Source organism: Pseudomonas sp. YQ_6 (assembly GCF_043103245.1).
GTDB lineage: Bacteria > Pseudomonadota > Gammaproteobacteria > Pseudomonadales > Pseudomonadaceae > Aquipseudomonas > Aquipseudomonas alloputida.
This window is the reverse complement of sequence record NZ_JBICJR010000065.1, coordinates 1-12,124: the sequence shown is the minus strand read 5'-3', so window position 1 is coordinate 12,124 and position 12,124 is coordinate 1. Positions and strand designations below refer to the sequence as shown.

General features: G+C 62.1%; 10 protein-coding genes. All 10 read right to left on the bottom strand.

Annotated features, from left to right (window positions below; genetic code table 11):
- Positions 1–15 precede the first annotated feature (15 nt).
- Positions 16–1,299 (bottom strand): hypothetical protein, encoded by a 1,284-nt coding sequence (locus ACF8FG_RS21860; RefSeq protein ID WP_392519208.1) that lies wholly within the window; start codon positions 1,297–1,299, stop codon positions 16–18.
- Positions 1,300–1,301: 2 nt separating this feature from the next.
- A complete protein-coding gene (locus tag ACF8FG_RS21855; RefSeq protein WP_014591309.1) occupies positions 1,302–2,066 on the bottom strand; it encodes an SDR family NAD(P)-dependent oxidoreductase in 765 nt (254 codons plus the stop codon).
- A complete protein-coding gene (locus ACF8FG_RS21850) occupies positions 2,063–2,800 on the bottom strand; it encodes a 3-oxoacyl-ACP reductase family protein (RefSeq protein ID WP_019437181.1) in 738 nt (245 codons plus the stop codon). The genes ACF8FG_RS21855 and ACF8FG_RS21850 overlap by 4 nt, the downstream gene beginning before the upstream one ends.
- Before the next feature lie 9 nt (positions 2,801–2,809).
- Positions 2,810–5,680 (bottom strand): aminotransferase class III-fold pyridoxal phosphate-dependent enzyme, encoded by a 2,871-nt coding sequence (locus tag ACF8FG_RS21845; protein ID WP_318081864.1) that lies wholly within the window; start codon positions 5,678–5,680, stop codon positions 2,810–2,812.
- 38 nt (positions 5,681–5,718) lie between these two features.
- A complete protein-coding gene (locus tag ACF8FG_RS21840; RefSeq protein WP_019437183.1) occupies positions 5,719–6,930 on the bottom strand; it encodes a beta-ketoacyl synthase N-terminal-like domain-containing protein in 1,212 nt (403 codons plus the stop codon).
- Positions 6,927–8,225, bottom strand: a complete 1,299-nt coding sequence (locus ACF8FG_RS21835; RefSeq protein ID WP_014591313.1) for a beta-ketoacyl-[acyl-carrier-protein] synthase family protein — start codon at positions 8,223–8,225, stop codon at positions 6,927–6,929. The genes ACF8FG_RS21840 and ACF8FG_RS21835 overlap by 4 nt, the downstream gene beginning before the upstream one ends.
- Complete coding sequence (locus tag ACF8FG_RS21830) at positions 8,222–9,136, bottom strand: beta-ketoacyl synthase (protein ID WP_014591314.1); 915 nt, start codon at positions 9,134–9,136, stop codon at positions 8,222–8,224. Before ACF8FG_RS21830 ends, ACF8FG_RS21835 begins: the two co-directional genes overlap by 4 nt.
- A 169-nt stretch (positions 9,137–9,305) precedes the next feature.
- Positions 9,306–10,580, bottom strand: a complete 1,275-nt coding sequence (locus tag ACF8FG_RS21825) for a beta-ketoacyl-[acyl-carrier-protein] synthase family protein (protein ID WP_014591315.1) — start codon at positions 10,578–10,580, stop codon at positions 9,306–9,308.
- Between the two features lie 11 nt (positions 10,581–10,591).
- Positions 10,592–11,161, bottom strand: coding sequence for an acyl carrier protein (locus tag ACF8FG_RS21820; protein ID WP_014591316.1), 570 nt, complete (start codon positions 11,159–11,161; stop codon positions 10,592–10,594).
- A 291-nt stretch (positions 11,162–11,452) separates the two neighbouring features.
- On the bottom strand, positions 11,453–12,124 hold a 672-nt coding region (locus ACF8FG_RS21815; RefSeq protein WP_392519205.1), incomplete at its 5' end, for a citrate:proton symporter.

The window sequence follows — 12,124 nt, the reverse complement described above, 5'->3', positions numbered from 1 at the left end:
ACCGCACCGGTGTGGTCAGAACAGATAACCGGCGGACAAGCGCACCTGGTCGCGGTTGTCGTACGCACCGAACTGGCGGTCGGGCTTGCCGAAGAACACATCGACTTCGAGCCCCAACTTGAGCCAGTCCACCGGTTTGTAGGTGAAGATCCCCTGAACGAAACTGTCGTCCTGCGCTGGCGGCGACATGCCAAAAACCAGACGGGTCTTGAGGCGATCCTGGAACTGCGAGCCTTCGGCAGACACGGTGAACAGGTCGTCGCGCTTGCCCTGGACCATGCCGGGCTGCCAGTCGAGCAGCCGCTGATGTTGCCACTGCGTCGAGATCAGCCAGTCCCGCAATAGGTAATCGACGCCCAGCAGCGACTTGGTCATCGCCGTCTGGTCGCTGCCGTAAGCGCGGTAAGGATTGGTGACGCGCCAATTGTCGAAGTAGGCGACTTCACTGCGTACCACGATGCTGTGGCCGGCATCGATGGCCACACCGGCGCCGCCCATGGAATAGCGCGGGAATTGCCGTTCGAGGCGAATCAGGCCCTCTTCGGTCTGGCCTTCGACGGCGTAAACCGGGTCCTGTTGGCGGGCGTTGAGGGCAACGAAGCTGACATCCACCGTGCCGACCCGGCCGTTGGCACTGGCGCCGTAACCGAAGCCACTGTGACCGTCATAACCGGGCCGCGAATCGACCACAAACATCTGCGGATCGGGTGTGGCAAAGATCGGTGCATCGAACTCGCTGCCGACGGCCGGCGCCTGGTTTTTCACAAAATCAGTGATCACCAGCGCTTCCAGCTCCCACTCGGCGACCGGCTGCACCAGGCGAATCATCGGCACGGCGATGCGGCTGTCTTCCAACAGACCGATCACACCCTCGCGATAATCCAGCGGGTTGATCTGATCGAGCACCCGTAATTCATCTGCACGCCCCCACACCACCTGCTGCCAGCCCACCGTCAGCTCGCCGTCACCGGCGTAGAGCCCCCAGTACAGGTGCCGCCAATCGGCAGTCGCCCGGTAATCGTCCCGGGCTTGCGCGCTGTATGGGTTGTTGCCGTCATAACGGAAGTCGTAACGGGCTCGGCCCTTGGCCTTGTAGTAGCCGCTGTCCCAGGCATCCTCCAGGCTGAACTTGAGGTACACGGCCTTTTGCGTGACCTGGTCGTCACCGTGCAGACGCACGGCCGTGGCAACGCCGATCTCCGCTTCATGATGCTCCGGCAACCACTCGGCGATCGCCACTGGCGAGCCGAGGCTGACCAGCGCGGCCAAAAGGCCGCGGTTCAATCCCAGTCGAGCCATGGCTACATTCCCAACCCGGCACCGCCGTCGATCATCAGGCTTTGCGCCGTGACACCACTCGCCTGCGGGCTCGCCAGATAACGAACCATGGCCGCCACTTCGTCGCCCTGAATGAAGCGCCGCAGGGGCAACTTCTTCTTGGCATTGCGCAGGATTTGCTCGTGGGTGATCCCGGCGATGCGCGCTTGAGCCGCCAATTCACCTTGCAGCATCGGTGTGTCGATCCAGGCGGGCAGGATGGCATTGACGGTGATTCGCCGTGGCGCCAGGTCCAGCGCCAAGGCTTTGGTCATGCCGATGATGCCGTGCTTGGAGGCGCAGTAAGCGGTGTTGCGGACCTTGCCCGCCCGGCCGAGGATCGACGACATGTTGATGATCCGCCCACCCTCCGCCATCAGTGGCAGGCACAACGAGGTGACGTAAAAGGTGCCGTTGAGGTTGATCGAAATGACCTTGTGCCAGTTGTCGAGGTCTTCGGGTTCGTTCTCGTCGCAGACCCCGGCGCTGTTGACCAGCACATCGACAAAGCCGAGCCGGTCGGCCAGGCCCTTGAACAGAAGTTGCAGGCTGGCGAGATCGGCGATGTTCGCTTGATGGGTTTCGATGCGAGCGGCAAATTCGCCCTCGGTGACCCACCTCTGCAAGGTTGCCAGATCCCGATCAAGCAAGATCAAAAGGTGCTCGGCCTGGGCTGCGAAATTTTCCGCGACGGCGCGGCCAATACCATTGGCCGCGCCGGTAATCACAATCGTGCGTGCCTGGCTCATAGCATTTTCAATCCGCCGTTGACGGACAAGACTTCGCCCGTGACGTACAGGCCGCGCTCGGCCAGATACAGCACCGCGTCGGCAATTTCTTCAGGCCGGGCGAACCGTTTGATCAACAGCCGCGACTGGATTTCCTGCTCATGGGCGCCGACCAGGGCTTGGCTCATGTCGGTGCTGACGATGCCGGGCGCCACCGCGTTGACCCGGATGTTACGCGGCGCCAACTCCACCGCCAGTGCGCGTGTCAATGCTTCTACACCGCCTTTGGCGGCGGCGTAGTTGCTCTGGCCCTTGCCGGGCTTTTGCGCGGCCACCGAACTGAGGTTGACGATGCACCCGCTGCGTTGGCGCATCATGCAGGGCAGCACCTGCTGACAGCACAACAACGTGCCGACCAGGTTGGTCTGGATGACCTCGGTGATGTCGCTCAACGATTGCGTGGCGAGCAAACCGTCACGGGTAATACCGGCGTTGTTGACCAACAAGTCGATACGCTCGAAACGTTGCTCGACCCGTTCAAAAAACGCCTGAATGCTCGGCGCTTCCTTGACATCACACTGCACGGCCAGGCACTCCCGGCCGAGCCCTTCGACCTGCGCCTGCAAGGCAGCGGCTGACGCCTCGTCACGGACATAACTGAAGGCAACCTGATAACCCGCGCCGGCCAGGGCCAGCACGATGGCCTTGCCAATGCCGCGACTGCCGCCGGTCACGACAGCTATTTTCTGAGTCATGACCGCTCCTTACAGTGAATTTTGAGTTTTGAATTGCGCGAGGGTGAAGCCGTGGGTCGCGGCCAGTGCGCGGACCTGCTGCACTTGCTCACGGCTGATATCGCCGTAGGAGCCGTGCTGGCTCATGCCAGACAAGCCCATCAACACCGACTCGGCCATGCACGCATACAGCTGACCTTTTTTCAGATAGGCCCGCACGTTGGGCGCCAGGCCGTCGTCGAACGGCGTCTGGACGATGCCGCCGTGCATGTAGAGCACGTCTTCGCGTTGGCTCGGCAGGTCTTGATGGACGTTCAGCGGCACGGCGATATCGCAAATCACGCTGCGCTCGGCGAAATGTTCGGCACCGAGGAACGGCTGAGGCGCATTGGCAGCGCACAGGACAATCCGTGCGCCCTTGATGGCGTCGAGATCGTTGGTGACCGTGATGAAGGCGTTCGCGCCAAGGCGCTCATCCACCAGGCGGGCGATGTGCAAACCGAGGTCGGCTTTTTGGCCATGTGAGTGCAACAAGCCACAAAAACCATCAAGACTCAGCAGTCGCTGCGCCAACCGGTCGTGTTCGGCCGTGCCTTTGAGGATCGAACGGGCCGCGTCGGCGTAAATCTGTTGCGCGGTTTTCTCCAGGCGCCGAACCGAGCCGTCACGACCGCTGCCAATCAGAATCAGGTGATCGACGGTGGCGGACAGCACCGAGGCATAGGTCGACGCAACGTTACCGGCGGCACCGACAACGGCAGCGGTTTGCTCGCGCAGTGCCAGACCTTGCTGTACACAGCCTTGCTCGATGGCTTCGAGCCCCATGCCGATGGTCAGGGCGTTGCCGGACGTCAGCGCCATGTCGGCAATCTTCAGCGCCTGACAATTGTTGGTGACGATCGAGGTGTACATCCCGAGGCCGGCGATGCTGCAGCCATCGGCGCGGGCATCGGTGACACGCCTGCCGACTTCTTCGCGAATGCTGTCCAGGTCACCGCTGCGGATGTACTCGGCCATGGCATCCGAGTCCATGCACAGCGGGTATAACGTGAACTCCACCGCCATGCCGAGGCGCGACCGAATGATCACCGGGCCGACTGGCACAGCGCGGCGTTCAGGCTTGGTGCGATTGATGAACGTGCGTTTTTGTTCCGGGCTCAGGGCTGCCAGCGAGGGATCGACGTCACCGAGGATATCGGCATCGATCAGGTGGTTGATGAACGCTACCCGAGCGACGATTTCGACCTTGGCATCGATGTTTTCAACGGGCTCGGTCACCCGAAAATCGTCCTGACGGGCTGGCACGGTGGGCATCGAGTCCGCGCAGATACCCGCCGCCAACGGCAACGCATCGCCACGGCGCAGCATGTCGCAGACCCGTTGCAGGGCAGCGATCAGCCCGTCGATTTCGCCCAGGGTGATACAGGCTGGCGGCTCCAGGCGAATCACGTTGGAGTTGCTGCCCGACGGTGCTACCCGCAACGCTTCGAATTGCAACAGGTAACCGGCGATCAAGTAACCCAAGGCATCGTTGTACTGGGCCGACGCCTGTACCAGCGAGCTGCTGACACTCAAGTCGTGCAATTCCAGACCCACCAGCAAGCCACGCCCGCGCACATCGGCGATCACATCCGGATAGGCCATCTTCAGTTCATTGAGCGAGGCTTTGAGGTAGGCGCCCTTGGTGCGTATGTCTTTGAGCATCGCGTCGTCATTGGCGAACAACCGGCGCAATGCCGACAGCGCGATATGGCAGGACGGGTCGTCCTCGGCGAAGGTCGAGCTGTGGATGTAGCTGAACTCGCCTTCGTAGTGGCTGCTGCGGATCACCGTCGCGGCGATTTTCATCAAGCCGCCGCCGAGGGCCTTGGACAGGCAGTAATAGTCGCCTTGCAGGTTGAACTGGCTGCTGGCAAGAAACGTCCCGGCGCGCCCAAAACCCGACTGAACTTCATCGACTACCAGCGGGCATTGTTGCTCGTTACACAGCTTGCGCAGCCCCAGATAGAACTCCGCCGCGAACTCGTTGATACCGCCTTCGCCCTGAATCGGCTCCATCAACACGGCGGTAATCGCACTGAACGGCAGTTGCAGTACGTTCAGGTGTTCGCCGTCCCATTGCAGGCTCAACCAGTGGTGCGTGTGCCGGGCCGGCAATTCCTGCAACTGATGGGGCTGCTGTGGGTCGATGAACTCGACGTTCAGACCAAAACGGGCAAACGGCGCGCGGTACTGACGGCCATAGGTCAGTTGCACGGTATTGACCAATTTGCCGTGGAAGCTGCCGCGCAGGGCGACGAATACCGGTTCGATGTGCAACTGCGCCAGGTTGTGTTGGCGAACGGCTTCAACCACCTGACGCAAGGTCACGCTGTTCAGGGTGGCTGGCAGGACACCTGCAGGCAGGTCGAGGTCGGCCACATCCAGCTCGCGGTAAGCGTGTTCGCTGGCGGTCAGGCTGGCCAGGGTGAAATCGATGTCGTCGAACTGCTTCTGCAGGCTCTTCTGGCGACGGAACTCCGCGTGCTTGACGGCAATTTCCACCGCCTCCGCGCCACTGTTGGAGAAAGTCGAAATATAACGTTCGGTGTTCTTCAGTTCGCGATTGAAGGCGTCACTGAGCGCTCGCCCCAATTGCCCGGCCGCACCGCGGATCGACATTTGTGCGTTGAACGGCACGTCGCTGCGCAGCAGCGCACATAGCTGATCGACAAACTGTGGGTCGTTGTGGCCGAACAGTGCCGCACCGTAACCGCCGAGAAAGTCGGTGACCGTGACCATGTCGCCCTTGGGGTTGCGGTAGAACAACTGGCTACCGAGGGCGCGCTGAAATTCACACTCCAGGCCCAGTGCCTGGAGCAGGCCGACGAATTTGGGCCGAACGAAATCGCGATAATCCATGACAGTCATATCCCTTGAAAGTAAAAAAGAGGCGGTAGTCAGCGGCAGTCCTGAGTGGCCTTTGCGCTGTAGAGCACTTGATAGGCGGCGCTGAATCCGTTGTCGTCGCGGTTCAGCACCAGGCAATGCGCAAGGCTCGCGGCGTGGGGCGCGCCCTGAATGAACGGCAGGTTCGCCACTGGTTGCTGCAAACCGGCAATCGGCGGCACGCTTTGGGCCTGCAATGCGCAACGCGCAAGCATCAGATCCACCAGGCTCGGCGCCGCGCTGAGAATGCCGTTGATCGCCAACCCGCTGGTGATGTGCGAGGCGCGCGCAAGGGCCAGCGTCTGGCACAACACGCGGTCTTTGTGCGCATCGCCGGTGCCGCTGCACACCAACACATCGGTTGGGCTGTCGGGCAGGCTCAAGCGACCGAGGGTGGCATGGGCCGTCATGTCGGCGAGGCACGCCTGAGGACCGGCCGGCAGGTCTTCGCGCCGGCGCAGCACCAACGCTGCCGCGCCCTCCCCGGCAATGCCGCCGGTGCCCCGAAGGTCAAACGGCAGCAGCGTGTTCGAGCCGTTGGCGCTGATGACACCCGCCTGGACCAACCCGGACAGCGCCAGGGCATCCAGCTCGCTGCCCGCACCGACAACGATTGCCGCGTCAATCCGGCCAGCCTGCAAAGCGGCCGTAGCCTCACGCAAGGCTGCCAGGTTGCCGGCGACACCTTGCATATAGGCGTTGCACTCACCCACCAGTTTCAGCGCCAGGCTGGTGACACCCAGCAAGCAGTTGCTCAAGCCTTTGAGCACCAGAAAAGGGTCCTGGGCACGGTCTTGCAGGATCCGTTTGGCGAACGCCGCCATGTCGGCGACGCCGTCCTGCCGACAGCCGTGCAACAACTCGGCATAGGATTCCAGAGACGGATGGGTGTAGCCGCCCTGACAGCAATACAAACCGAAACGGACATCCGGCTGCTCATCGGCCAGGCCGGCTTCTTCCAACGCCTGACGTACCGCGCTGACACCCCAGATCACTGCCGGCGTGCAGTAACGCTGAAGGTTTTGCGCAAGGTCTTGTCGGCTGCGTTGGTGGTCCTGATCCTGAATTTGCCCGAACGCCACCACGCGTTGGCTGCTGAACCGTCGGGCGTTCAGCGCCGTAATAGCACTGCGCCCTTCGGTTGCGGCCGCCCAGAAAGACTCGACACCCCAGCCGCTGGGCAACACGCAACCCGCACCGGCAATCGCGACCGCCTGTTTCATCGCGGCGCCTCCCGGTACTTGCCCAGCGCCAGTGAAGTGTTGAGGCCGCCGAAACCGAAGGAGTTGCTCAGGGCAACGTCGACCTTGCGCTTGACCGCTTGGTGGGCGCAGTAGTCGAGGTCGCATTGTTCGTCGGCATCCTGCAGGTTCAGGGTCGGCGTGACCCGATCATCCCGGCAGGCCAGGGCCGTGAGCATGAACTCCGGTGCTCCGGCGGCCGCAATCAGGTGGCCGAACTGGGATTTGTTGGCCGTCACCAGCAACCGCCGATAATGTTCGCGCTCGGCGAACAGGGTCTTGATCGCCAGGGTTTCGGCGGCATCGTTGAGGGGTGTCGACGTACCATGGGCATTGATCAGATCGACCTGTTGCGGCGCCAGCCCGGCATCCGTCAGGGCCGCCTGCATCGCCAGCACCGCGCCCCGGCCCTGCGGGTCGGGTGCGGTGATTTTGTAGGCATCCAGGCTGCTGCCGAAACCCAGCACTTCGGCGTACGGCGTTGCCCCTCGGGCGAGCGCCCGTTCAAGGGTTTCGAGCACTACGAAACCGCCGCCTTCACCCGCAATCAAGCCACTGCGATGGCGGTCGAACGGCCGACACAGTTCGGTGCCCCAACGCTGTTCGCTGCTGGCGGCGCCGAGCAGATACAGCGCGGTCATGGTGTCCAGGCTCAGCACCGAATCGGCGCCCCCGGCAATGGCCAGCTCGACCTCGCCGCGACGGATCATCTGGAATGCATTGCCGATGGCCTGGGACGCTCCCGCGCAGGCGCTGCTGACGTTGATCACCGGGCCTTCACTGCCGATGCCATCGGCAATCACCCGCGCAAGGCGGTCGTTGCTCTGACACAGTGAACTGTCAGGATCGACCTGCGCCTGTCGCGCCATCAATTGAGCCCAGGACGGCGCCTGTGCCGGGTTATCCGCCAGGCTGAGCAGCATGTCCTGCAAACGATGAGCAGGTGCGCCGGACGCTGCCAATACCGCCGCGCCACGCAACTGTTCGGGGCTCAGACCACTATCAGCAATGGCTTGGGTGGCCGCGACCCAACCAAAGCGGGTGCGTTTTTCCAGCGACAATCCCCAGGCCGGATGGTCTTTCAAGTGTGCCGGCATCAAGCCCATATCCACGGGCGCTGCGTAACGCACGGGGAACGCACCCGCCTCGACGCCTTCCGGTTGCCATGGCCGAATGCAATGCTCGCCGGCCAACATTCTTTGCCACATGGACTGCCACTCGAAACCGAAGCCGGTGACGGCGCCCATGCCCGTGATCACGATCCGTGTGGGGCTCATGGGTAACTCTCCATTGTCTCTGTGTCCGACGACGTTCTGGCCAGCAGCACCGCGCCCCAATGTCCGCCTCGGCTGTGTTCGAGCAACAGCGTGTAACGGCTGCAATCCAGTGCCCAGGTCACAGCGATTTCACTGAGCAAGGCGCTGGCGCCCAAGTCACCTAGCAACGCCTTGGAGTGTTCGAGGGTGTGCCCCGATAGGGTAAACAACGCGGCAATCTGCGGATCCTGTGCATCGGCGACGACTTGCCCGACATCGCTGAGGCACAGTTTTTCGTTGCTCAAAGCGCGCTCAATGACGTCGCGACCAACCGCCAGTCCACGCTCGGGTTGCGCGCTGTAACCACGGGCAAACCCGGCAATACGCAACGCAGATCGAGCACCGCTGCCTGGGTTGGTCGTCAGCAACAGTGCCGCAGCACCTTCGCCGAAAACCCACGGGCCGGGGTTCACAGGTGGGTGAGTAGCGTCACGCAGGTACAACGCCGGGGTGATGTTCGGACTGCTGCTGACGACGACGGCAGCATCGGCACGGCCTTCGCTCAGATGGGCAGCGGCCTCCATCAAAGCATCCAGCCCCGCATTGCCCTGGGAGCAAAAACCGCCCATGGGCCCCTTGCAACGCAAGGCCTCAGCCGCGTGGGCCATGACGCTGCTATTGAGCATCATCAGCGCATGCAGTGGCGGTGTGTGGGCAAAGAATTGCGCCAACAGATCTGCCGGTTGTGCGCCAATGGCCTGCACTGCATCCCAGCACGAGCTGGGGCCATCCACTTCCGGAATGGCAGCGGTCAATGCGATCCGCTCGTCGGGCAGTTCCAGCCCACGCAAGGTCTCGGCGAGACGGCCGGCGCAATACAGCAGGCGCGCGCCCTGAGGCTCAAGGCTACGGGACAGTCTGCGGTCGTACACACCCGCCGGCAAGGCGGGCGCTGCAACACAATGGGCCAGACGTGCCGGGTCGAAATCCAGCGGTTGTGCGGCCTGAGGTTGACTGTCACGAGGCGTACATTCAGTACCGGCGGCGTTGAGTACCGACGCCGCAGTGATATAAACAGCGGTTGAATTGGATCTGGTCATGTCATGCCCTGCCCAGCACCAACGAACTGTTCACGCCACCAAACCCGAAGGAATTGGAGAGCACGACATTGATCGGTTGCTGCAACGGTTCGCAAAGGAATTTCAACTCCGGAAATTCGGATTTTTCCGGCTGAAAGTTGAGGGTCGGCAAGGCCACGCCCAACTGAATGCTCATCAACGACAGCACCGCCTCAATGGCACCACTGCCGGCCAACGAATGCCCTACGGCAGATTTGTTGGCGGTGAACGTCATCTGCTCCAGGGTTTCGCCGAAGACCTGCGCCAGGCCCAGGGCCTCGCAACGGTCATTGGCCTGTGTCGACGTACCGTGAACATTCACATGGTCCACAGCCGCACTGGTCAGTTCGGCATCGGCCAGGGCCGCCGTCATGCAGGCGGCATACTTGCTGCCGTCGCGGCTGCTGGAGGTGATTTTCTCTGCCTCGCACAGATTCGCGTAACCCAGCACCCGGCCCAGCGAACAGGCCTGACGACGCTCGGCATGCTCGCGGGATTCCAGCACCAACAGCGCCGCCCCTTCACTCAGCACAAAGCCGCAGCGGTCCGGCATGAACGGCCGGCTCTGTTCTTGTGGGGAAAAGTCCACGCGCTGGCAGAGTGCGCCCAGCCCATCAAAGCTGTAGTAGGACAATTCATGGGCCATCAACTCCACCGCGCCACACAATGCCAGGTCGATCTCGCCACGGGCGATCGCTCGATAGGCGCTGCCGATGGCCATGGTGCCGGCGGCACAGGCATCGGAATGTGTGGAGATATGGTCACGGACACCCAGCCATTCGGCGAGATGGCGGGTTTGCTGATCAACCCGCCGGGCAAACGCCCCACCGCTGAGGGTGTGGTTATCCAGGAACTGGTCGAGATCGACCCGCCCCTGATCGTCCATGTAACGGCTGGCGTCCCGCAAATCACCGCTCACGCAATATTTGTTGGCCCCGACGAAAATACCGCTGGCGACTCGGGCAAATGCGCCGTCGGCCAACCCGGCATGGGCCAGCGCCTGACGGGCCACGTAATGCGCCAGCCATTCCTGGCGGGAGGTGGTCTGCAGGTCGCCCGGAAAGGCCGCCGCGATGACCTGCCATTGTTGCTCATCGATAAATCCGGCCGCCGGGTTCGCAAACCCCAGTTCGACAAACGCCGGGTGCTGGCCAATGCAGGAACGGTTTTCGCTGATCGTCGTGAACAGCGAGGCCGCATCCAGTGCCGTGGGAGCCACCAGTCCATAGCCGGTGACCAGAACCTCTCGGGCCTGCATCAAGGCACCCTCTACGCCGAAGCCTTCAACTGGGCGGCCGCGTACTGCTCAACCAACAGACGCGAGATCGAGTCACCGTCCAGAGGGGTCAGGCGAGCACTGCAACCGCCACACACCACTTGCTGGCGTTCATTGAGTTGGGCATGAACCGCGCCACACTCAGGGCAGGTCTCGGGGAGGTAGTTGAAAACGTTATGGCATTGCTGCGCCCAGTTACGCACGGTGGTGGCCGAGAAGACATCGCCCGGCTGCATGCCCACGTGCAACTGGCCCGGCGCATAAGCGCTGAGGCTCTGCTCCAGCAAGGCCACGCCGTCCTGCGTGATTCGGCCATTTTCGACAAACCGGGTGGCGTCGCCGAACACCGCTACCGCGTGATCCAGCACGCTGGTTTTCGGCAAGGTGCAACCGTACTGACGGCCCAGCTGGAAGCTCAGGTCGACGATGTCCAGCGAGTCGGCGCTGAGGTCGTCAACGATACTGCTGTGCTCTGTCACGTCGCCCCTATCCAACACCAGCAACTGCGCAAGAATCTCCTGTGTACTGCTGATAACGCTGTCCAATTCCAACGGATTATTCATTGATTGTTTCCCTACAAAAGCCGCATTGAATGAATAAAGTCATCGGGCCCAAAAAGCTGTTTCAGGCCAGATCTATCGGGGGCCGGGAGTCTAAAGTCTCCCCCTAAGGGGAGAGTCAACGTGCCATCAGTGCTTTTTGTGGGAAATCCCGACGCACCCTGAAACCTTTGATTTATGCAGCTCAATGGGGCTTGGAGAGGGATCGTAAAATGACAAAATCGGCTGCTCGAAACAGCACGATAATTCCAGAAGCGGGATATCACCGTACCCGCAAGCGGCGCCCTGAGTGCTTCAAACCATGAAGGACAAGGCGCCCGTCAGCAGTGCCAGCGCAGTGATCACCAGAGAAGTGAGCACGGCCCACTTGAAGGTGGCTTTCTGGAAATCACCGATATCCCTGTCGACCATGCCCACCAGCAACAAGGTGGAAGCCACCAGCGGGCTCATCAGGTGCACAGGCTGCCCCAGCACCGAGGCGCGGGCGATTTCCACCGGGTCGATGCCGTACGCGGCCGCGGCATTGGCCAGAATCGGCACAACGCCAAAGTAGTACGCGTCGTTGGACAGCACGAAGGTCAGCGGCATGCTGGTCAGCGCCACCACCAGCGGGAACCAGTGGCTCCACGCTTCCGGAATCCAGTCCACCAGCGTCTGGGCCAATGCATCGACCATCTTGGTACCCGAAAAAATACCGGCAAAGATGCCCGCGGCGAACACCAGCAGCACCACCGTCATGGCGTTGCCCGAATGGGCGAGGATGCGCTCTTTCTGCAGGTCCAGCTTCGGGTAGTTGATCATCAGTGCGGCGACGAAACCGATCATGAACAGGATGGCCGCGTGCATCAGCCCCAGCACCAGCGCGGTCATCACGGCGATCACCAGCACCAGGTTCACATAGGCAAGGCGCGGGCGCTTGTGCGGGTTGTCGCCGAGGATTTCCTTGATGTAGCAGTTGCCGCCACC

Bases quoted from the DNA above. Each gene is read 5' to 3' on its own strand.
- ACF8FG_RS21840 (WP_019437183.1), bottom strand. From the start codon at position 6,930: ATGAAACAGGCGGTCGCGATTGCCGGTGCGGGTTGCGTGTTGCCCAGC.
- ACF8FG_RS21860 (WP_392519208.1), bottom strand. From the start codon at position 1,299: ATGGCTCGACTGGGATTGAACCGCGGCCTTTTGGCCGCGCTGGTCAGC.
- ACF8FG_RS21845 (WP_318081864.1), bottom strand. From the start codon at position 5,680: ATGGATTATCGCGATTTCGTTCGGCCCAAATTCGTCGGCCTGCTCCAG.
- ACF8FG_RS21850 (WP_019437181.1), bottom strand. From the start codon at position 2,800: ATGACTCAGAAAATAGCTGTCGTGACCGGCGGCAGTCGCGGCATTGGC.
- ACF8FG_RS21855 (WP_014591309.1), bottom strand. From the start codon at position 2,066: ATGAGCCAGGCACGCACGATTGTGATTACCGGCGCGGCCAATGGTATT.
- ACF8FG_RS21825 (WP_014591315.1), bottom strand. From the start codon at position 10,580: ATGCAGGCCCGAGAGGTTCTGGTCACCGGCTATGGACTGGTGGCTCCC.
- ACF8FG_RS21820 (WP_014591316.1), bottom strand. From the start codon at position 11,161: ATGAATAATCCGTTGGAATTGGACAGCGTTATCAGCAGTACACAGGAG.
- ACF8FG_RS21835 (WP_014591313.1), bottom strand. From the start codon at position 8,225: ATGAGCCCCACACGGATCGTGATCACGGGCATGGGCGCCGTCACCGGC.